The organism is Pseudomonas sp. PvP089 (assembly GCF_017875165.1).
Classification (GTDB): Bacteria; Pseudomonadota; Gammaproteobacteria; order Pseudomonadales; family Pseudomonadaceae; genus Aquipseudomonas; species Aquipseudomonas fortuita.
The window spans coordinates 6,417,320-6,438,896 of the sequence record NZ_JAGGME010000001.1; the positions used below are offsets into that span (position 1 = coordinate 6,417,320).

General features: G+C 58.8%; 21 protein-coding genes. 16 read left to right on the top strand and 5 right to left on the bottom strand.

Annotation, left to right across the window (positions count from 1 at the left end):
• Nucleotides 1–2 precede the first annotated feature (2 nt).
• The gene (locus J3A71_RS29240; protein WP_016489926.1) at nt 3–887 is read right to left on the bottom strand and encodes an MBL fold metallo-hydrolase; all 885 of its coding nucleotides are present in this window, start codon (nt 885–887) and stop codon (nt 3–5) included.
• Between the two features lie 221 nt (nt 888–1,108).
• Between J3A71_RS29240 and J3A71_RS29245 the strand changes: the two genes are divergently transcribed.
• Entirely contained in the window at nt 1,109–2,407 is a 1,299-nt protein-coding gene (locus tag J3A71_RS29245) for a sigma-54-dependent Fis family transcriptional regulator (protein ID WP_024717852.1), read from the top strand.
• 129 nt (nt 2,408–2,536) lie between these two features.
• On the top strand, nt 2,537–2,944 hold the full coding sequence (locus J3A71_RS29250) for an RcnB family protein (RefSeq protein WP_016489924.1): 408 nt from the start codon (nt 2,537–2,539) through the stop codon (nt 2,942–2,944).
• Nucleotides 2,945–3,008: 64 nt separating this feature from the next.
• Here J3A71_RS29250 and gyrB read toward each other — a convergent pair whose 3' ends face one another.
• From gyrB to dnaA, 4 genes are read right to left on the bottom strand one after another with little or no spacing between them, the layout of a single operon-like run.
• The gene (gyrB, locus tag J3A71_RS29255) at nt 3,009–5,429 is read right to left on the bottom strand and encodes a DNA topoisomerase (ATP-hydrolyzing) subunit B (RefSeq protein WP_016489923.1); all 2,421 of its coding nucleotides are present in this window, start codon (nt 5,427–5,429) and stop codon (nt 3,009–3,011) included.
• A gap of 4 nt (nt 5,430–5,433) precedes the next feature.
• Nucleotides 5,434–6,537 (bottom strand): DNA replication/repair protein RecF, encoded by a 1,104-nt coding sequence (gene recF / locus J3A71_RS29260; RefSeq protein ID WP_209953597.1) that lies wholly within the window; start codon nt 6,535–6,537, stop codon nt 5,434–5,436.
• A 15-nt stretch (nt 6,538–6,552) separates the two neighbouring features.
• Nucleotides 6,553–7,656, bottom strand: a complete 1,104-nt coding sequence (dnaN, locus tag J3A71_RS29265; RefSeq protein WP_016489921.1) for a DNA polymerase III subunit beta — start codon at nt 7,654–7,656, stop codon at nt 6,553–6,555.
• 40 nt (nt 7,657–7,696) lie between these two features.
• Nucleotides 7,697–9,241 (bottom strand): chromosomal replication initiator protein DnaA, encoded by a 1,545-nt coding sequence (gene dnaA, locus J3A71_RS29270; protein ID WP_016489920.1) that lies wholly within the window; start codon nt 9,239–9,241, stop codon nt 7,697–7,699.
• Between the two features lie 596 nt (nt 9,242–9,837).
• Between dnaA and rpmH the strand changes: the two genes are divergently transcribed.
• From rpmH to J3A71_RS29340, 14 genes are all read left to right on the top strand, one after another.
• The gene (gene rpmH / locus J3A71_RS29275) at nt 9,838–9,972 is read left to right on the top strand and encodes a 50S ribosomal protein L34 (RefSeq protein WP_003253163.1); all 135 of its coding nucleotides are present in this window, start codon (nt 9,838–9,840) and stop codon (nt 9,970–9,972) included.
• Nucleotides 9,973–9,985: 13 nt separating this feature from the next.
• Nucleotides 9,986–10,390, top strand: coding sequence for a ribonuclease P protein component (gene rnpA, locus J3A71_RS29280; RefSeq protein WP_016489919.1), 405 nt, complete (start codon nt 9,986–9,988; stop codon nt 10,388–10,390).
• A complete protein-coding gene (gene yidD, locus J3A71_RS29285) occupies nt 10,383–10,628 on the top strand; it encodes a membrane protein insertion efficiency factor YidD (RefSeq protein WP_015268406.1) in 246 nt (81 codons plus the stop codon). Before rnpA ends, yidD begins: the two co-directional genes overlap by 8 nt.
• 2 nt (nt 10,629–10,630) lie before the next feature.
• The gene (yidC, locus tag J3A71_RS29290; protein ID WP_016502301.1) at nt 10,631–12,313 is read left to right on the top strand and encodes a membrane protein insertase YidC; all 1,683 of its coding nucleotides are present in this window, start codon (nt 10,631–10,633) and stop codon (nt 12,311–12,313) included.
• 88 nt (nt 12,314–12,401) lie between these two features.
• Complete coding sequence (gene mnmE, locus J3A71_RS29295) at nt 12,402–13,772, top strand: tRNA uridine-5-carboxymethylaminomethyl(34) synthesis GTPase MnmE (protein ID WP_016489917.1); 1,371 nt, start codon at nt 12,402–12,404, stop codon at nt 13,770–13,772.
• A 633-nt stretch (nt 13,773–14,405) separates the two neighbouring features.
• On the top strand, nt 14,406–16,298 hold the full coding sequence (gene mnmG, locus J3A71_RS29300; protein ID WP_024717851.1) for a tRNA uridine-5-carboxymethylaminomethyl(34) synthesis enzyme MnmG: 1,893 nt from the start codon (nt 14,406–14,408) through the stop codon (nt 16,296–16,298).
• The gene (gene rsmG / locus J3A71_RS29305) at nt 16,295–16,945 is read left to right on the top strand and encodes a 16S rRNA (guanine(527)-N(7))-methyltransferase RsmG (protein WP_016489915.1); all 651 of its coding nucleotides are present in this window, start codon (nt 16,295–16,297) and stop codon (nt 16,943–16,945) included. The genes mnmG and rsmG overlap by 4 nt, the downstream gene beginning before the upstream one ends.
• Nucleotides 16,946–16,963: 18 nt before the next feature.
• Nucleotides 16,964–17,755 carry a ParA family protein gene (locus J3A71_RS29310; RefSeq protein WP_016489914.1) on the top strand — a complete coding sequence of 264 codons (792 nt, stop codon included), beginning with the start codon at nt 16,964–16,966 and terminating at the stop codon, nt 17,753–17,755.
• A gap of 9 nt (nt 17,756–17,764) precedes the next feature.
• The gene (locus J3A71_RS29315; protein ID WP_016489913.1) at nt 17,765–18,637 is read left to right on the top strand and encodes a ParB/RepB/Spo0J family partition protein; all 873 of its coding nucleotides are present in this window, start codon (nt 17,765–17,767) and stop codon (nt 18,635–18,637) included.
• A gap of 148 nt (nt 18,638–18,785) precedes the next feature.
• Nucleotides 18,786–19,193 (top strand): F0F1 ATP synthase subunit I, encoded by a 408-nt coding sequence (locus tag J3A71_RS29320; RefSeq protein WP_008092225.1) that lies wholly within the window; start codon nt 18,786–18,788, stop codon nt 19,191–19,193.
• 16 nt (nt 19,194–19,209) lie between these two features.
• Complete coding sequence (gene atpB / locus J3A71_RS29325) at nt 19,210–20,079, top strand: F0F1 ATP synthase subunit A (RefSeq protein ID WP_016489912.1); 870 nt, start codon at nt 19,210–19,212, stop codon at nt 20,077–20,079.
• Nucleotides 20,080–20,223: 144 nt separating this feature from the next.
• Nucleotides 20,224–20,481: a F0F1 ATP synthase subunit C gene (atpE, locus tag J3A71_RS29330; protein WP_003097235.1), complete on the top strand. Its 258-nt coding sequence runs from the start codon at nt 20,224–20,226 to the stop codon at nt 20,479–20,481.
• Between the two features lie 56 nt (nt 20,482–20,537).
• Entirely contained in the window at nt 20,538–21,008 is a 471-nt protein-coding gene (locus tag J3A71_RS29335; protein WP_096426923.1) for a F0F1 ATP synthase subunit B, read from the top strand.
• A gap of 12 nt (nt 21,009–21,020) precedes the next feature.
• Entirely contained in the window at nt 21,021–21,557 is a 537-nt protein-coding gene (locus J3A71_RS29340) for a F0F1 ATP synthase subunit delta (protein WP_003253191.1), read from the top strand.
• Nucleotides 21,558–21,577: the final 20 nt, after the last annotated feature.

Consider the following 21,577-nt stretch of genomic DNA (forward strand, 5'->3'; position numbering starts at 1 on the left):
GGTTACAGCTTGTTCAGCGGGATTTTCAGATAGCTCACGCCGTTCTCTTCCGGCGCGGGGAAGTGCCCGCTGCGCATGTTCACCTGCACCGAAGGCAGGATCAGCACGGGCATGTCGAGGGTCTTGTCACGGGCTTCGCGCATGGCGACGAAACTGTCCTCGTCGACACCCTGATGAATATGAATGTTGCTGGCGCGCTGCTCGGCCACGGTGGTGACGTACTGCATGTCGCGGCCACCTGGCAGGTAGTCGTGGCACATGAACAGCTGGGTATGGTCAGGGAAAGCCAGAAGACGACGGATCGAACGGTACAGGGTACGGGCATCGGCCCCAGGGAAATCGCAGCGGGCAGTACCGTAGTCGGGCATGAACAGGGTGTCACCGACGAACACTGCAATCTCGCCCGCATCTTCAATCATGAAACTCATGCACGCGGGGGTGTGCCCAGGTGTGTGAAGTGCCCGGGCGTGCAGGTTGCCGATGCGCAAGCCTTCCTCGTCTTCGAGCAGCACGTCGAACTGGCTGCCATCACGGGCGAAGCCAGGCTCTGCATTGAACAAGGCGCCGAATACTTTCTGTACCTGGGTGATGTGAGCGCCGATCGCGGTATGGCCACCCAGCTTTTCCTTCAGGTAGGCGGCCGCTGAAAGATGGTCGGCGTGTACATGAGTTTCCAGCACCCAGCGCACGCTGGCGTTCAGCTCGGTCACGCGCTCGATCAGGCGATCCGCCGAAGCGCTGCAGGTGCGCCCGGACTTGGGGTCGTAATCCAGCACACTGTCGATCAATGCACATTGCCGGGTTTCACGGTCCATGACCAGGTAGCTGATGGTCGAGGTCGCCTCGTCGTAAAAGGCGTCCACGTGAAGGTTGTTGCCGATGATCATCACGTTCTCCAATTTATCTGCCCCGCCTTGCAAGGCGTAGGCAGTGCCAGGAGGTGTATCAAGATGCATGCCAGGCCTTTTACCGCGCTTGCGCCAATGAAACCGGCCCGGTCAAGACGACTGGCAGCGATACTGGCAAGGCAGGTGGCAGTCGACTGTCAGCCAATGGCAGTGTTTGGCAGTCCTTGTTACGCTGCGCCGTTCATCCAAACGGTGCCGTCATGCCTGAAGCCCATCCCCTCATCCTAGCTCTGGTTTCCTACCTTGAGCACGATGCCCTGCCGGCCATCGTGCTGGATACCGACTACAACATCCTGGCCGCCAATGCCGCCTATCGCCGCCAGTTCGGCCAGCATGATCAGGCGCCGCTGGGTGAAAAATGCCATAAGGTCTCGCACCACTATGCCGTACCGTGCGACCAGGCCGGCGAGCATTGCCCAATGCGCAAGGCGTGGGACAGCAAGGTGCCCGAGCGAGTGCTGCATGTGCATCACACACCACGCGGCCCCGAGCATGTGGATGTCGAGCTGCGCCCGATTCTGGATGAGCAGGGCAGGGTGGTGGCGTTTGTCGAACGCCTGACCACCATCACTCTCGCGTCAGCGCAACCTCAGGAGCAGGGCCTGGTGGGCCGCGCACCAGCCTTCAAGGCTGCCTTGGCCAGCCTGCAACGTGCAGCGCCAGCGCAGATCCCGGTGCTGCTGCAGGGTGAGTCCGGTAGCGGTAAAGAGCTGTTCGCGCGTGCAGTGCACATGGGCAGCCCCCGAGCAAACGGCCCGTTGGTGGTAGTCGACTGCACCGGGTTGACCGAGTCGTTGTTCGAAAGCGAGTTGTTCGGTTATGAGAAAGGTGCGTTCACCGGTGCCCACCAGCGCAAGATCGGCCTGGCTGAGGCGGCACATGGCGGTACCCTGTTTCTCGACGAAATCGGCGAAGTACCGCTGGCGATGCAGGTAAAACTGCTACGTCTGATCGAGTCCGGCAGCTTCCGCCCGGTGGGTAGCCTGCGCACGGTGCATTCAGATTTTCGCCTGGTATCCGCTACCCATAAGCCGCTCAAGCAGATGGTTGCGCAGGGCTCCTTCCGTGAAGACCTGTACTACCGCATCAGCGGCTTTCCGATTCGCCTGCCGGCATTGCGCGAGCGGGTAGAAGACCTGCCGCTGCTCGCGCAAAGCCTGCTGCAGCGCATGGCCACGGCCGGTAAACCCACGCCCACGCTGAGTGACGATGCCTTGCAGCAACTTGGGTTGCATCCGTTTCCGGGCAATATCCGCGAGCTGCGCAACATCCTGGAGAGGGCGCGGCTGTTCGCCGATGACGGGCTGATCCGCCCTGAACACTTGCCGGAAGATATCGGGCCGCTGGCAGCGAACACGGCAGGTGGCCGTCGCACCCACCTGGGTGAGCTGGCGCAGGCGCTGGAAGAGTTCAAGGGCTCGCGTAGCGAACTGGCCAGCCACCTTGGCATGAGTGAACGTACACTGTATCGCCGCTTGAAGGCACTCGGACTGAACTGAATAGGCGGCAGACTTTACCGGACCTTTACCTGCGCCCTGACATTAAACGTAAAAAATCGTGGTCTGATCAGTTAACCGCATCTGGCAGTCAGCACTGGCCAGACGATAACAGGCAGAGGACCGCAGCAAATGAAGAAAACCCTAACCGTGATCTGCGCCGCGCTCATGCTCAGCGCACCGTTGGCCGGCTTCGCGCAGCCGGGCCCACCCGATCGACATGATGGCGGTCCATCGCACCAAGGCAACCCGCCACATGGCCAGCCCAAGCAACAGGGCCGACATGACAATGGCCGCGGCCCTGCTTACCGTGACTCGAACTTCCGCCCACAGCCAGGTATGCCTGTACCGCACCAGCAATGGCAGCGTGGTCATGCAGTTGATCCACATTACCGGGGTGACCGTTACTGGGTGACCGACTGGAAAGCCCGCCACCTGTATGCGCCACCGCGTGACCACCGTTGGCTGTACGTGAACGGCGACTATGTGTTGATGTCGATCGCCAGTGGCAGGATCGTGAACATTCTTACCGGCTACTGATTTTTTGCGGACACTAAAAAGCCCGCATCAGCGGGCTTTTTAGTGCCTGGCGAATTACACCTGATCAGAAGTCCAGGTTCGACACAGACAGCGCGTTGCTTTCGATGAACTCACGACGCGGCTCGACTGCATCACCCATCAAGGTGTTGAAGATCTGGTCAGCAGCGATCGCATCTTCAATCGTGACTTTGAGCATACGGCGAACGGTCGGGTCCATGGTGGTTTCCCACAGCTGGTCCGGGTTCATCTCACCCAGCCCTTTGTATCGCTGGATGGTGTGACGCTTGGTGGTCTCATTCATCAGCCAGTCCAGGCCTTCCTTGAACTCGACGATTGCCTTGCGGCGTTCACCACGTTGTACATAAGCGCCTTCACCCAACAGGCTGGAAAGCTTGGCACCAATGTTGACGACGGTCCGGTAGTCATTGCTGCCGAAGAAGTCACGGTTGAACGTGATATAGCTAGCCAGGCCGTGGGAGGTGATTTCCACTTCCGGCAGCCATACATTGCGCTCTTTATCTTCACGCAGGCTGGCGTTGTATGCCAGGCCAGACTTCTGGCTAGAGTTCAGACGCCCCTGAAGCTTGGCCAGCCAGGCCTGCATCACCGCGTGGTCACCCAACTGCTCCAGAGTCACCTCAGGCAGGTAAACGAAGTGCTCGGTCAGCTCTTCCGGGTACAAACGCGACAGGCGCTTGAGGGTCTTCATGACACTACGGAACTCGTTCACCAGGCTTTCCAGTTGCACACCAGAAACCGCTGGGGCTGACTCGTCCAGGTGCAGGCTTGCGTCTTCCAGGGCCGACTGGGTCATGTATTCTTCCATGGCCTCGTCGTCCTTGATGTACTGCTCCTGTTTACCTTTTTTCACTTTGTACAGTGGCGGCTGGGCAATGTAGATGTAGCCGCGCTCGACCAGTTCCGGCAACTGACGGAAGAAGAAGGTCAGCAGCAGAGTACGGATGTGCGAACCGTCAACGTCAGCATCGGTCATGATGATGATGTTGTGATAACGCAGCTTGTCGATGTTGTACTCTTCGCGGCCGATACCGCAGCCAAGCGCAGTGATCAGGGTGCCCACTTCCTGGGACGAGATCATCTTGTCGAAGCGTGCTTTCTCGACGTTGAGGATTTTACCCTTCAGCGGCAAGATCGCCTGGGTGCGACGGTTACGACCTTGCTTGGCCGACCCCCCTGCGGAGTCACCCTCCACCAGGTACAGTTCGGAAAGGGCAGGGTCCTTCTCTTGGCAGTCCGCCAACTTTCCTGGCAGGCCAGCGATATCCAGCGCACCTTTGCGGCGAGTCATCTCACGGGCTTTACGCGCCGCTTCACGCGCACGAGCGGCGTCGATCATCTTGCCAACGACGGCCTTGGCCTCGTTCGGGTTCTCCAGCAGGAAGTCGGAGAAGTATTTGTTCATCTCTTGTTCCACGGCGGTTTTCACCTCCGAGGAGACCAGTTTGTCTTTGGTCTGCGAGCTGAACTTAGGGTCCGGTACCTTTACCGAAATGATTGCGGTCAGGCCTTCACGGGCGTCGTCACCCGTGGTCGCCACCTTGTTCTTCTTGGCCAGGCCTTCCTGTTCGATGTAGCTGTTCAGGCTACGGGTCAGCGAAGAACGGAAGCCCACCAAGTGGGTACCACCGTCGCGCTGTGGAATGTTGTTGGTGAAGCACAGCAGGTTTTCGTTGAAGCTGTCGTTCCACTGGAGAGCCACTTCAACACCCACGCCATCGTCACGCTGAACGTTGAAGTGGAATACCTGGGAGTTGACCGGCGTCTTGTTGGTGTTCAGGTACTCGACGAACGCGCGCAGGCCGCCTTCGTATTTGAAGAACTCTTCCTTACCGCTGCGCTCATCCTTCAGCAAAATACCAACGCCCGAGTTGAGGAATGACAACTCGCGGATACGTTTGGCCAGGATATCCCAGCTGAAGTGGATATTCTTGAACGTTTCAGCCGACGGCTTGAAGTGGATGTGGGTACCGGTGGTTTCGCTTTCACCGACTACCGCCATCGGCGCTTGTGGAACGCCATGAACGTAGGTCTGTTCCCAGATCTTGCCGCTACGGCGAACCGTCAGTACGAGCTTCTCGGACAGGGCGTTTACAACAGAAACACCCACGCCGTGCAGGCCGCCGGATACCTTGTAAGAGTTATCGTCGAACTTACCGCCGGCGTGCAGTACGGTCATGATGACCTCGGCTGCGGAAACGCCTTCTTCTTTGTGCACATCCACCGGAATGCCGCGACCGTTGTCGCGCACGCTGATGGATTCGTCTGGGTGGATGATGACCGTGATGTCATCGCAGTGACCGGCGAGGGCTTCGTCGATCGAGTTGTCGACCACCTCGAAGACCATGTGGTGCAGGCCGCTACCATCATCGGTGTCGCCAATGTACATGCCGGGACGCTTGCGTACGGCATCCAAACCTTTCAGCACTTTGATGCTGGAGGAGTCGTACGTTTGATTTTCGCTCATGCCTTCACTCCCGATGGTCGTGGGTCTGGGTGATACGGCCTTGTTCCACGTGGAACAAAGCAACTGGCGTTTCCGTCTGCCAGCCTTCCCTCAGTAATTCGTGATCTACACAGGTGATGAACACCTGGCAGCGTAATTCTTCTAGCAAGCGACACAGCGCGCGGCGATGCTTGTCGTCCAGCTCGGACGGCAAGTCATCCACGAGATAAATACAGTTACCGCGACGAGCCTGACTGACGAGGTGGCCTTGGGCGATGCGCAACGCGCACACCACAAGCTTTTGTTGACCACGCGACAGGATGTCGGCCGCGTTATTGGCAGCCAGGCGAAGACGCAGATCAGCACGCTGCGGACCGGCCTGGGTATGGCCCATCTGCTGATCGCGAAGGAGAGAGGATGCGAGTACTTCTTGCAGTTCCCGGTCCTTGTCCCAGCCTCGGTAGTAGCTCAGGGTCAACCCGTCCAGCTCGACCAGTTCGCTCAGGGTTCGCTCGAAGACGGGCTTCAAGGCCTTGATGTAGTTGCGACGGTATTCATCTATTTCCGCACTGGCCAGGCACAATTCCCGGTCCCAGGCGGCTTGCGAAGCTGCGTCAAGTGTACCATGACGCAACCATGAGTTCCGCTGCCGCAGCGCCTTCTGCAGCCGTTGCCAGGCTGGCAAAAAGCGAGGTTCCACGTGGAACACCCCCCAATCCAGAAACTGGCGGCGTATTTTCGGGGCACCTTCCAACAGCCGGAAACTGTCTGGGTTGATGAGCTGCAGCGGTAACAGTTCCGCCAGCTGGGCGGCGCTGCGTGCGTTCTGCCCATCGATGCGAATGGTGAATTCTCCCTGCCGCTCTCGGGAAACACCCAGGTTACTGGTGCCACCTTCAGTCAACTGCACTTCACCAAACACGGTACAGGCAGGCTGTTCGTACTGGATGACCGGATTCAGGCGGGTGCTGCGAAATGAGCGCGCCAGCCCAAGCAGGTGCACGGCCTCAAGCACGCTGGTCTTGCCGCTGCCGTTGGCGCCGTAAAGGATATTGATGCGGGGGGAGGGCGAGAGTGTCAACGGGTGCAAGTTGCGCACCGCGGTGACCATGATCCGTCGAAGGGACATTGCGCCTGCTACAGGTTACAGACGCATCGGCATGACAACGTAGGAAGAATCGTCATTGCCAGCTTCCTGCAGCAGCGCACTGCTGTTGGAGTCGGACAGGATCAGACGAACTTGCTCAGTAGTCATCACGCCCAGCACATCGAGCAGGTAGCTGACGTTAAAGCCGATTTCCAACGAGCTACCTTCGTAGTCCACGCTGATCTCTTCTTCAGCTTCTTCCTGCTCGGGGTTGTTGGCCTGGATCTTCAGTTGGCCAGCAGCCAGTTGCAGGCGAATACCGCGGTACTTTTCGTTGGAAAGAATCGCAGTACGGCTGAAGGCTTCACGCAGCGCCTGGCGGTCGCCCACCACCACCTTGTCGCCACCCTTGGGCAGCACACGCTCGTAGTCCGGGAACTTGCCATCCACCAGCTTGGAGGTGAAGGTGAATTCACCGGTAGTGGCGCGAATATGGTGTTGGCCCAAAACAATGCTGACCATGCCTTCAGGGTCGGTCAGCAGACGCGCCAACTCCAGAATACCTTTGCGTGGCACGATGACCTGATGGCGATCTTCCTGCTCGATCGGCGCGGTCATGGAGCACAGCGCCAAGCGGTGGCCGTCAGTGGAGACTGCGCGCAGGGTGTTACGTGAAACCTCCAGCAGCATGCCGTTGAGGTAATAACGCACATCCTGCTGGGCCATGGCGAAGCTGGTGCGCTCGATCAAACGGCGCAGCTTGCTCTGTTCCAGGTTGCAGGTCAGCGAGCCCGGGCCTTCTTCCACAGTCGGGAAGTCATTGGCTGGCAGGGTCGACAGGGTGAAGCGGCTGCGGCCGGCCTTGACCAACAGTTTCTGCTCGTCGACCTTGATATCGATCAGGGCGTCGTTCGGCAGGCTTTTACAAATGTCCATCAGCTTGCGCGCCGGCACAGTGATTTCGCCAGGCTCGGCCGGCTCTTCCAGTTGTACGCGGCCTACCAGCTCGACTTCCAGGTCGGTACCGGTCAACGACAGTTGCTGGCCTTGTACGACCAGCAATACGTTGGACAGGACCGGCAAGGTCTGACGGCGCTCTACGACACCGGCGACCAGTTGCAGGGGTTTCAACAGGGCTTCGCGTTGAATGGTGAAATGCATGGTCTAGTCCCTTGCCTTCAATTAGCTGCGCAGACGGCCATCAGGTCGTCAGCGTCCGCAGCAGGTTCTTGTAGTCCTCGCGGATGTCCGCGTCGGATTCCTTCAATTCGTTGATCTTGCGGCAGGCGTGCAGCACGGTCGTGTGGTCGCGACCACCGAACATGTCGCCGATTTCCGGCAGGCTGTGGTTGGTCAGCTCCTTGGACAGGGCCATGGCCACCTGACGTGGACGCGCGACAGAACGCGAACGACGCTTGGACAACAGATCAGAGATCTTGATCTTGTAGTACTCGGCAACGGTGCGCTGAATGTTATCCACACTGACCAGTTTATCTTGCAGCGCCAGCAGGTCTTTCAGCGACTCACGGATCAGCTCGATGGTGATATCGCGGCCCATGAAGTGCGAGTGGGCAATCACCCGCTTCAGCGCACCTTCCAGCTCACGCACGTTCGAGCGAATGCGCTGGGCAATGAAGAACGCCGCATCATGTGGCAGCTCGACCTTGGCCTGGTCGGCCTTCTTCATCAGGATCGCTACGCGAGTCTCCAGCTCTGGAGGCTCGACAGCCACGGTCAGCCCCCAACCAAAGCGCGATTTCAGGCGCTCTTCCAGGCCTTCGATCTCCTTGGGGTAACGGTCAGAGGTAAGGATTACCTGCTGGCCGCCCTCAAGCAGGGCGTTGAAAGTGTGGAAAAACTCTTCCTGCGAGCGCTCTTTGCGGGCAAAGAACTGAATATCGTCGATCAGCAACGCATCCACCGAACGGTAGAAGCGCTTGAATTCGTTGATGGCGTTGAGCTGCAGCGCCTTGACCATGTCTGCAACGAAGCGCTCCGAGTGCAGGTACACGACCTTGGCGTTCGGATTCTTCCTCAGCAGGTGGTTACCCACAGCATGCATAAGGTGGGTTTTACCCAAGCCAACGCCGCCATAAAGGAACAGCGGGTTATAGCCGTGCTTGGGGTTATCAGCCACCTGCCAGGCAGCCGCGCGCGCCAACTGGTTCGACTTACCTTCGACGAAGGTGTCGAAGGTGAAGGTGCGGTTCAGGTAGCTGGTGTGCTTGAGCGCACCTTCCACCTGTACGGTGCGCTGTTCGGTCCGGGCATTGGCGGCTGGCGGCGAAACGGGCTCGGCCATGGCATCGAAGCTGTCACGCGAGGACGGCTCTGCCAGTTCATTGACCAGCACAGGCTCGTTGGCCGTTACCGCAACGGGTTCGACCGCTGCCGCTACCGGCACAGGCTTTTGTACCTGGCTCTGCGAGCGGGTCTGCGCCAGCGAAGCGGCCACCGCGGCGCTGACAGGCGCGTTGGGCGCGGCGCGTGGGGCCGAGCTGCGGCGGCTGCCTATTAATAAGGAAAGGGCAGGCGCAATGCCGCTGCCGTTTTCACCCAATAGCTCGAGCAAGCGGCCCAGGTACTTTTCATTGACCCAATCGAGAACGAAACGGTTAGGCGCATAAACGCGCAACTCGTCGCCTTCGGCTTCGACCTGTAGCGGACGGATCCAGGTGTTGAATTGCTGGGCAGGCAGTTCATCGCGCAGAAGCTCCACGCACTGCTGCCAAAGTTCCACTGACACGGATATCCCCTGAGTTTGAAAGCCGGATGAGGCAAAAGCAAACCGCCATTGTACCGGTCGAGCGTTCAGTTATCCACATGTGGACACGTTAGGAACCATGACAAAACAGCCATTTATCGACCAAAAAGGCTTTGCCTCACTGTGCATAAGCTCTGTGGATAAGCGACCATGAGGGCTATGCACAACCCTGGGCTCAAATCTGTTGATAACTCCGCTGTGGATAAGCGGCATTTTAATCCACAGGTTTCGACCACGATGAAAACAAGCGCAGCACGGGATGAGAACAAGGTTTTGAAACTCTGTACAGCTCGTGATTACTGGCCTACAGGATGTTATCCACAGAAGGTTATCCACCTAAGATTTATAAGTTATTCAGAAAAGCTTTTTATATGTCTCTTCTTTTTTTTCATGTTGTCCCCGATTCGTGTGTCCGATCAACCACCCTCTGGAGGATGACCGAGCAGGCACCGTCCATCACACGCCCTATAGGGAATAGCTGGTTGGAAATTGACCTATGGGCTTGCTTTCTCTAGAATCGCCGGTCTCTTAAAAAGGGGGCCATCCCGGCCCGTCGTCGACAAACCAGGTAACACGCCATGAAACGTACTTTCCAACCAAGCACCATCAAGCGCGCCCGCACCCACGGTTTCCGTGCCCGTATGGCTACCAAGAACGGCCGTGCTGTTCTGTCGCGTCGTCGTGCCAAAGGCCGTAAGCGTCTGGCCATTTGATTTTTCGGCACAGGTGGTGAGTCAGGACTTCAGTCGGGAAAAGCGACTGCTTACACCCCGACACTTCAAAGCGGTCTTCGACTCCCCAACCGGCAAGGTTCCAGGGAAAAACCTGCTGATCCTTGCTCGCGAGAACGGTCTCGATCACCCACGTCTAGGCCTGGTGATTGGCAAGAAGAGCGTCAAGCTCGCCGTTCAACGCAACCGCCTCAAGCGCTTGATGCGCGATTCCTTTCGTCTGAACCAGCAATTGCTTGCCGGGTTGGACATCGTGATCGTCGCGCGCAAGGGATTGGGGGAGGTAGAAAACCCGGAATTGCACCAACACTTTGGCAAACTCTGGAAACGCCTGGCACGTAGCCGGCCGACCCCAGCAGTCACCGCCAATTCCGTAGGGGTAGACAGCCAAGATGCGTAAACTGGCGCTCGTTCCGATCCAGTTTTACCGTTACGCCATTAGTCCTCTGATGGCCAATCACTGTCGTTTTTTCCCCAGTTGCTCCTGTTACGCGTATGAAGCCATCGAAAACCATGGCCTCTGGCGTGGTGGGTGGCTGGCCGTTCGTCGCCTGGGGCGTTGTCATCCGTGGAATGACGGCGGTTTCGACCCCGTTCCCCCCGCTCCTTCCTCCCGAACTTCTTCGATAGCCGAGTAATCATGGATATTAAACGCACGATCCTGATCGCCGCGCTGGCAGTCGTGTCCTACGTCATGGTCCTGAAGTGGAACGATGACTACGGTCAGGCTGCCCTGCCGACTCAGAATACTGCTGCCAGCACTGTTGCTCCGGGTTTGCCTGATGGCGTGCCGGCTGGTAACAACGGCGCCAGCGCCGATGTACCAAGCGCCAACGCCGAATCGAGCCCCGCCGAACTGGCACCGGTTGCACTCAGCAAGGACCTGATCCGAGTCAAGACCGACGTCCTGGAACTGGCTATCGATCCGGTCGGTGGTGACATTGTCCAGTTGAACCTGCCGAAGTACCCGCGCCGTCAAGACCACCCGAACATTCCATTCCAGTTGTTCGACAACGGTGGTGAGCGCGTTTACCTGGCACAAAGCGGCCTGACCGGTGCCAACGGCCCGGATGCCCGCGCCAGCGGCCGTCCGCTGTATGCCGCCGAACAGAAAAGCTACCAGTTGGCCGACGGCCAGGAACAACTGGTGGTCGATCTGAAGTTCAGCGACAACGGTGTCAACTACATCAAGCGCTTCAGCTTCAAGCGCGGTGAGTACGACCTGAACGTCAGCTACCTGATCGACAACCAGAGCGACCAGGCCTGGAGCGGCAACATGTTTGCCCAGCTCAAGCGCGACGCCAGCGGCGATCCGTCCTCGAGCACTGCCACTGGCACTGCCACCTACCTGGGCGCAGCCCTGTGGACAGCTTCCGAGCCTTACAAAAAGGTCTCGATGAAGGACATCGACAAAGGTAGTTTGAAAGAAAATGTGTCCGGCGGCTGGGTTGCCTGGCTGCAGCACTACTTCGTGACCGCCTGGATTCCGGCCAAGTCGGACAACAACGTTGTCCAGACTCGCAAGGACAGCCAGGGCAACTACATCATCGGCTACACCGGCCCAGCCCTCAGCGTCCCTGCTGGTGGCAAGGTCGAAACCAGCGCCATGCTGTACGCCGGCCCGAAGATCCAGTCCAAGCTCAAAGAGTTGTCCCCAGGCCTGGAACTGACCGTCGACTACGGCTTCCTGTGGTTCATCGCCCAGCCGATCTTCTGGCTGCTGCAACATATCCACAGCCTGCTGGGTAACTGGGGCTGGTCGATCATCGTGCTGACCATGCTGATCAAAGGCCTGTTCTTCCCGCTGTCGGCTGCCAGCTACCGCTCCATGGCGCGCATGCGTGCTGTGGCGCCCAAGCTAGCTGCGCTGAAGGAACGCTTCGGTGACGATCGCCAGAAGATGTCCCAGGCGATGATGGAGCTGTACAAGAAAGAGAAGATCAACCCGCTGGGCGGCTGCCTGCCGATCCTGGTACAGATGCCGGTATTCCTGGCCCTCTACTGGGTACTGCTGGAAAGCGTGGAAATGCGCCAGGCCCCATGGATGCTGTGGATTACCGACCTGTCGATCAAGGATCCGTTCTTCATCCTGCCGATCATCATGGGCGCCACCATGTTCATCCAGCAGCGCCTGAACCCGACGCCGCCGGATCCGATGCAGGCCAAGGTGATGAAAATGATGCCGATCATCTTCACCTTCTTCTTCCTGTGGTTCCCGGCTGGTCTGGTGCTGTACTGGGTTGTGAACAACTGCCTGTCGATTTCGCAGCAGTGGTACATCACTCGCCGTATCGAAGCAGCCACCAAAAAAGCTGCTGCTTGACGGGCTAGTACGCTAGCCTGTGAATAAAAAACGCCCCCTAGTGGGGCGTTTTTGCTATCTGTCGTTTTTGTCGTAGAGGCTTTCGAGCATGAACACTGTGCGTGAAACCATCGCCGCCATCGCTACCGCCCAAGGCCGCGGTGGTGTGGGTATTGTCAGGTTGTCCGGCCCTTTGGCTGGCAAGGCCGGGCAGTTGATCACCGGTCGTACGCTGACCCCTCGCCATGCCCATTACGGCCCGTTCCGCGACGATGAAGGGCTGGTGCTTGACGAGGGGATTGCGTTGTTCTTCCCTGGGCCGAACTCGTTCACCGGCGAAGATGTGCTTGAACTGCAGGGCCACGGTGGCCCGGTGGTCCTGGACATGCTGCTGCAGCGCTGTGTACAAGTTGGCTGTCGCCTGGCCCGCCCAGGTGAATTCAGCGAACGCGCGTTCCTCAACGACAAGCTCGACCTGGCCCAGGCCGAAGCCATTGCCGACCTGATCGAGGCCAGCTCCAGTCAGGCGGCACGCAACGCCCTGCGCTCACTGCAAGGGGAATTCTCCAAGCGTGTGCACAGCCTGACCGAGGCGCTGATCGCCCTGCGCATCTACGTCGAGGCAGCAATCGACTTCCCCGAAGAGGAGATCGACTTCCTCGCCGATGGCCACGTCCTGTCGATGCTCGATGCAGTGCGCGGCGAGTTATCCACCGTGCAACGTGAGGCCGGGCAGGGTGCCTTGCTGCGTGACGGCATGACCGTGGTGATCGCCGGGCGACCGAATGCCGGCAAGTCGAGCCTGCTGAACCAGCTGGCTGGCCGCGAAGCGGCCATTGTCACCGATATCGCCGGCACCACCCGGGACATCCTGCGCGAACATATCCACATCGACGGCATGCCGCTGCACGTGGTCGATACTGCCGGGTTGCGTGACACCGACGATCATGTGGAAAAGATCGGCGTAGAACGCGCCCTGAAGGCCATTGGCGAGGCTGATCGTGTGTTGCTGGTGGTCGACTCCACTGCGCCCGAGGCCAGCGACCCGTTCGCCTTGTGGCCCGAGTTTCTCGCTCAGCGGCCGGACCCGGCCAAGGTCACGCTGATTCGCAACAAAGCCGACCTGAGTGGTGAGCGGGTAGCGCTGGAACAGTGCGAGGATGGCCATGTGACCATTACTCTCAGCGCCAAGGGCGACGACACAGGGTTGCAACTGCTACGTGACCATCTGAAGGCCTGCATGGGTTACGAACAGACCTCAGAGAGCGGTTTCAGCGCCCGCAGGCGCCATTTGGATGCTTTGCGCCAGGCCAGCGAGCACCTGGAGCATGGCCGTGCTCAGCTGACATTGGCGGGCGCAGGGGAGCTTCTGGCTGAGGATTTGCGCCAGGCACAGCATGCGCTGGGGGAAATCACAGGAGCATTCAGCTCGGATGACCTGCTGGGGCGGATTTTCTCCAGCTTCTGCATCGGCAAGTAATCCACAGCCCGGCAAGACCAAGCGCCGCTCCTTCGGGAGCGGCTTTTTTTTGCCTGAAATTCGTTGCAGGAGATGACCTCGGCCAGGCGAACGAAGCACTTGTGGGGAGCGCGCATGCCCGTGAAGAGGCCATTACAAGCCTGACCTCTGTGGATATAACCCCCCTTTAGCGGGCTTGCCCGCTCCGCCTTGACCCTCTCTGGTCGCTGGCTCGACAAAATTTTCCTGCTCAGCCTGAAATGTGTATTCAGGAGCCCTGTGGAAAACTCCCCTTCAGCTCAGTTGATAAACATGCTTTTTTTCTGAGGACAAACCCGCCTGTGGGTAAAAGGCCATTTAATCCACAGGCTAAATGACGTTATCCATAGCCCTCATGGCACTCCAGACACAGGGTTTAATTTCTCTCTACACAGCGATATTCAAGGGATAGAAAGCTTTATCCACAGATATCGTTGTGCATAAGAATAAACATAAAAACAAAGCTTTTATAAATTTCTTCTTGTTGATTTCTGTTGTCTGCCACTCATCCACAGACTGGTCAAAATTTGCTCAGACGGTTTCTTTAAAGGGGGTGAAGTCCCTATACTTGTCGGCTTACCTTCTCTATTCGCAAAAACAGGCACGAGGTGCGTGGTGGATTTCCCTTCCCGTTTTGAAGTGATCGTCATCGGCGGCGGCCATGCCGGTACCGAGGCTGCGCTTGCGTCCGCACGCATGGGTGTGAAAACCCTGCTGCTGACCCATAACGTGGAAACCCTCGGTCACATGAGCTGCAACCCCGCCATCGGCGGTATTGGCAAAAGCCATTTGGTCAAAGAGATCGATGCCCTTGGCGGCGCCATGGCAATGGCTACCGACAAGAGCGGCATCCAGTTCCGCGTTCTGAACAACCGCAAGGGCCCGGCGGTACGTGCCACCCGTGCACAGGCCGACCGCGCCATTTACAAGGCGGTCGTGCGTGAAATCCTGGAAAATCAGCCGAACCTGTGGATATTCCAGCAGTCCTGCGACGACCTGATCGTCGAGCAGGATCAGGTCAAGGGCGTGGTTACCCAGATGGGTTTGCGTTTCTTCGCAGAATCCGTAGTACTGACCACCGGCACCTTCCTGGGCGGGCTTATCCACATTGGCCTGCAAAACCATTCCGGTGGTCGCGCCGGTGATCCGCCTTCGATCGCCCTGGCCCACCGCATGCGTGAACTGCCGCTGCGCGTCGGCCGCCTGAAAACCGGGACGCCGCCACGCATCGATGGCCGCTCGGTGGACTTCTCGGTGATGACCGAACAGCCAGGTGATACGCCGATCCCGGTCATGTCGTTCATGGGCAATGCCCAGATGCACCCACGGCAGGTGAGCTGCTGGATTACCCACACCAATGCGCGTACCCACGAGATCATCGCCTCGAACCTTGACCGCTCGCCGATGTACTCGGGCGTGATCGAAGGCGTCGGCCCGCGCTATTGCCCATCGATCGAAGACAAGATCCACCGCTTCGCCGACAAGGAAAGCCATCAGGTGTTCATCGAGCCGGAAGGCCTGAACACCCATGAGCTGTACCCCAACGGTATTTCCACTTCGCTGCCGTTCGACGTGCAGCTGGAGCTGGTGCGTTCGATCCGCGGCATGGAAAATGCCCACATCGTCCGCCCGGGTTACGCAATCGAGTACGACTACTTCGACCCGCGTGACCTCAAGTACAGCCTCGAGACCAAAGTCATCGGCGGCCTGTTCTTCGCCGGGCAGATCAACGGCACCACCGGTTACGAAGAAGCCGGTGCCCAGGGCCTGCTGGCCGGGACCAACGCCGCATTGCGCGCACAGGGCCGCGACAGCTGGTGCCCGCGCCGCGACGAGGCGTACATCGGTGTGCTGGTCGACGACCTGATCACCCTGGGTACCCAGGAGCCGTACCGCATGTTCACTTCGCGCGCCGAGTACCGCCTGATCCTGCGCGAAGACAACGCCGACCTGCGTCTGACCGAGAAAGGCCGTGAACTGGGCCTGATCGACGACCAGCGCTGGGCCGCTTTCTGCGCCAAGCGTGACGGCATCGAGCGTGAGGAACAGCGCCTGAAGTCGACCTGGGTTCGGCCGAACACCGACCAAGGCCAGGCCATTGTGGATAAGTTCGGCACGCCACTCAGCCACGAGTACAGCCTGCTCAACCTGCTGGCGCGCCCGGAGATCGACTACGCGGGGCTGATCGAGGCGACCGGCGGTGAAGCGATCGATCCACAGGTCGCCGAGCAGGTCGAGATCCGCACCAAGTACGCGGGCTACATCGACCGCCAGCAGGATGAAATCGCTCGCTTGCGCGCCAGTGAAGACACCCGTCTGCCTGTGGATATCGACTATTCGACGATTTCTGGCTTGTCCAAAGAGATCCAGGGCAAGCTTGGCCAGACCCGCCCGGAAACCCTGGGCCAGGCTTCGCGCATTCCCGGCGTGACCCCGGCGGCGATTTCCCTGTTGCTGATTTACTTGAAAAAACGCGGCGCTGGCCGCGAATTGGAGCAAAGCGCTTGAGTTCCCTGGTCACCCCGCAACACGCTGAAGAGTTGTCCACAGGTGCGCGCCAGCTTGGTGTAGAGCTGAGCGCAGAGCATCACGAGAAATTGCTCGGCTACCTGGCCCTGTTGATCAAATGGAACAAAGCCTACAACCTCACTGCGGTGCGCGACCCGGACGAGATGGTGTCGCGCCATCTGCTCGACAGCCTGAGCGTCATGCCGTTTATCCACAGCGAGTGTCAAAACTGGCTGGATGTCGGCAGCGGCGGTGGCATGCCGGGTATCCCGTTGGCTATCCTGCATCCGCACAAGCGCGTGACGGTGTTGGACGCCAACGGCAAGAAGACCCGCTTCCTCACCCAGGTGAAAATGGAACTCAAACTGGACAACCTCACGGTTATCCACAGCAGGGTCGAAGCCTTTCAGCCGGCTCAGCCGTTCGACGGAATCATCTCCCGCGCCTTCAGCAGCATGGAGAACTTCACCAACTGGACCCGCCATCTGGGCGACACCGGGACGCAATGGCTTGCAATGAAGGGGCTGCATCCTGCCGATGAACTGGTAGCATTGCCCGCAGACTTCACAGTGGAAAGCGAACAGGCCCTGACCGTTCCGGGTTGCCAGGGCCAGCGCCATCTGCTGATACTGCGCCGCAAGGCATGACTGGGAACACGCGCATCAATGGCTAAGGTATTCGCAATCGCGAACCAGAAAGGTGGTGTAGGCAAGACCACCACCTGTATCAATCTCGCCGCCTCGCTGGCCGCGACCAAGCGTCGTGTCCTGCTGATCGACCTCGATCCGCAGGGCAACGCCACCATGGGCAGCGGCGTGGACAAGCACGAGCTCGAGCACTCGGTCTACGACCTGCTGATCGGGGAGTGCGACCTGGCTCAGGCCATGCATTACTCCGAGCACGGCGGGTTCCAGTTGCTGCCGGCCAACCGCGACCTGACCGCCGCCGAGGTGGTGCTGCTGGAAATGCAGGTCAAGGAAAGCCGTCTGCGTAACGCCCTGGCGCCAATCCGCGAGAACTACGACTTCATCCTCATCGACTGCCCGCCGTCGCTGTCGATGCTCACGCTAAACGCCCTGGTCGCTTCCGATGGCGTGATCATCCCCATGCAGTGCGAGTACTACGCACTGGAAGGTCTTAGCGACCTTGTGGATAACATCAAGCGCATCGCCGCCCGGTTGAATCCGGAGCTGAAGATCGAGGGCCTGTTGCGGACCATGTACGATCCTCGCCTGAGCCTGAACAATGATGTTTCGGCGCAGCTGAAAGAACACTTTGGCCCGCAGCTGTACGACACGGTCATTCCGCGCAACATTCGCCTGGCCGAGGCCCCCAGCTTTGGCATGCCGGCCCTGGCTTACGACAAGCAATCGCGCGGCGCGCTGGCTTACCTGGCCCTGGCGGGGGAACTGGTTCGCCGTCAACGCCGTCAATCACGCACTGCACAGACAACTTAAGGAATCCGTATGGCCGTCAAGAAACGGGGTCTCGGACGTGGGTTGGATGCACTGCTCAGTGGTCCTTCCGTCAGCGCGCTCGAAGAGCAGGCTGTGAAGATCGACCAGAAAGAACTGCAACACCTGCCGGTCGAGCTGATTCAGCGTGGCAAGTACCAGCCACGTCGGGACATGGATCCGCAGGCGCTGGAAGAGCTCGCGCACTCGATTCGCAGCCATGGCGTGATGCAACCGATCGTGGTCCGCCCGATTGGCGACAACCGCTATGAGATCATCGCCGGTGAGCGCCGCTGGCGCGCGACCCAGCAGGCCGGCCTGGACACGATTCCGGCCATGGTCCGCGAAGTGCCCGATGAAGCCGCCATTGCCATGGCGCTGATCGAGAACATCCAGCGCGAAGACCTCAACCCGTTGGAAGAGGCCATGGCCCTGCAGCGTCTGCAGCAGGAATTCGAACTTACCCAGCAACAGGTGGCCGATGCCGTCGGTAAGTCGCGGGTAACCGTGGCCAACCTGCTGCGCCTGATCACCTTGCCTGAGGCGATCAAGACCATGCTCGCCCACGGCGACCTGGAGATGGGGCACGCACGCGCATTGCTCGGCCTGGACGAGAATCGTCAGGAGGAGGGGGCGCGTCATGTTGTCGCACGTGGCCTCACTGTGCGCCAAACCGAGGCACTGGTTCGTCAGTGGCTCAGTGACAAGCCTGATCCGGTCGAACCGAGCAAACCTGATCCGGATATCGCACGCCTTGAACAGCGGCTCGCAGAGCGCCTGGGCTCGGCCGTTCAGATCCGTCATGGCAACAAGGGCAAGGGGCAGTTGGTTATTCGTTACAACTCGCTTGACGAGTTGCAAGGCGTGCTTGCTCACATCCGCTGAAACAATTCCTGTTGTAGCGCGCAGTCGGAAATCACTACGAAGAGTTGAATAGGGGTTAATCCACCCCTATACTCTGCGCGCATTTTGTCGGCACAAATTATGCCAAGTCATAGCTGACTTGTTGGTCGACTTCCGAGGAGCAGTTGTGATGGAAATCCGCACGCCAAACCGCCTGCCTTTCCATCGCTGGGCGGTTTTTCCGGTACTGCTGGCTCAATTCGTCGTACTGCTGCTGGCAACCCTGGTGTTGTGGCAGTGGAAAGGGGCGGTCAGTGGATATTCAGGCCTTTGCGGAGGTTTGATTGCGTGGCTGCCCAATGTGTATTTCGCCTGGAAGGCTTTTCGCTTCAGCGGAGCTCGGGCAGCACAAGCCATCGTCAAGTCGTTTTACGCTGGCGAGGCAGGCAAGATGATTTTGACGGCAGTGCTTTTTGCACTGACCTTCGCAGGAGTGAAGCCACTGGCGCCGTTAGCAGTATTCGGCGTCTTCGTGTTGACCCTTTTGGTCAGCTGGTTCGCGCCCCTGCTGATGAATAAAAGACTTTCGAGACCTTAGGGCGTTTGAGGCAACCATGGCAGCAGAAACCGCTTCGGGCTATATCCAGCACCACTTGCAGAACCTGACCTACGGTCAACTACCAGACGGCAGCTGGGGCTTTGCCCATTCGGCTGCAGAAGCCAAGGCAATGGGCTTCTGGGCGTTCCACCTGGACACCCTGGGTTGGTCCGTCGCGCTGGGTCTGATCTTCCTGTTCATTTTCCGCATGGCGGCAAAGAAGGCGACTTCCGGCCAGCCTGGCGGTCTGCAGAACTTCGTGGAAGTGATGGTCGATTTCGTCAACGGCAGCGTGAAGGACTCCTTCCACGGCCGTAGCCCGGTAATCGCACCGCTGGCGCTGACCATCTTCGTCTGGGTATTCCTGATGAACGCCGTCGACCTGGTACCGGTCGACTGGATTCCTCAGCTGGCCATCCTGATCTCCGGTGATCCGCACATTCCGTTCCGCGCCGTGTCGACCACCGACCCGAACGCGACCCTGGCCATGGCCTTCAGCGTGTTTGCCCTGATCATCTTCTACAGCATCAAGGTCAAGGGCCTGGGCGGCTTCATCGGTGAGCTGACCCTGCACCCGTTCGGCAGCAAGAACATCTTCGTGCAGATCCTGCTGATTCCGGTCAACTTCCTGCTGGAATTCGTCACCCTGATCGCCAAGCCGATCTCGCTGGCACTGCGTCTGTTCGGCAACATGTATGCCGGCGAACTGGTGTTCATCCTGATCGCTGTGATGTTCGGCTCCGGCCTGCTGTGGCTCAGCGGCCTGGGTGTGGTGCTGCAATGGGCGTGGGCTGTGTTCCACATCCTGATCATCACCCTGCAAGCTTTCATCTTCATGATGCTGACCATCGTCTACCTGTCGATGGCGCACGAAGATAACCATTAAGACCGCCTGGCGTGTCTGATAGCCTTCCCCGCCCGTTCGGGGGGAGGGCTTAAAAAGTCCGCAAGGGCATGCTGTACCAAACGATTTGTTTTACCGCTTCAAACTAAAAACCTAACCAATACGACGTAAAAGTCGGGAGGAAAGATGGAAACTGTAGTTGGTCTGACCGCTATCGCTGTTGCTCTGCTGATCGGCCTGGGTGCTCTGGGTACCGCCATTGGTTTCGGCCTGCTGGGCGGCAAATTCCTGGAAGGCGCTGCTCGTCAACCAGAAATGGTTCCGATGCTGCAGGTTAAAATGTTCATCGTTGCCGGTCTGCTCGACGCCGTAACCATGATCGGTGTTGGTATCGCTCTGTTCTTCACCTTCGCGAATCCGTTCGTTGGTCAGATCGCCGGCTAATCACTCGTCACCACGAGTTGATGGCTGTATGAATTAAGACCGAGCGAGGTGTTGGCGTGAACATTAATGCAACCCTGATTGGCCAATCCGTTGCTTTCCTGATTTTTGTACTCTTCTGCATGAAGTATGTATGGCCTCCGGTCATCACTGCCCTGCAAGAGCGCCAAAAGAAGATTGCCGACGGCTTGGACGCTGCCAACCGCGCAGCTCGCGACCTGGAGCTGGCCCAAGAGAAAGCGGGCCAGCAACTGCGTGAAGCTAAAGCCCAGGCAGCCGAAATCATTGAGCAAAGCAAGAAACGCGCTGCTCAGCTTGTCGAGGAAGCCCGTGAACAGGCCCGCGTCGAAGCTGACCGTGTGAAGGCTCAGGCTCTGGCCGAGATCGAACAGGAACTGAACAGCGCTAAAGACGCCCTGCGTACCCAAGTGGGTGCTCTGGCCGTTGGCGGTGCTGAAAAGATCCTTGGCGCCACAATCGATCAAAACGCGCATGCGGAGCTGGTTAACAAACTGGCCGCTGAAATTTAAGCGAGGGCGATCATGGCAGAACTGACCACGTTGGCCCGACCTTACGCTAAGGCTGCCTTTGAGCATGCCCAGGCCCATCAGCAACTGGCCAATTGGTCAGCCATGCTCGGCCTGGCTGCTGCGGTGTCGCAAGACGACACCATGCAGCGCCTGCTCAAGGCCCCGCGACTGACGAGCGCAGAAAAGGCCGCCACGTTCATTGACGTGTGCGGTGACAAGTTCAATGCACAGGCACAGAATTTCATTCATGTTGCCGCGGAAAACGACCGTCTCCTGCTTCTGCCGGAGATTGCCGCTCTGTTTGACCTGTACAAGGCAGAACAAGAGAAATCCGTGGACGTGGAAGTCACCAGTGCCTTCGCGTTGAACCAAGAACAGCAAGACAAACTCGCCAAGGTTCTCAGTGCACGGTTAGGCCAGGAAGTGCGCCTGCACGCGTCGGAGGATGCCAGCCTGATTGGCGGCGTCGTCATCCGCGCTGGTGACCTGGTAATCGATGGCTCTGTTCGCGGCAAAATCGCGAAACTGGCCGAAGCATTGAAATCTTGAGTTTGAAGGGGCAGCAGAGC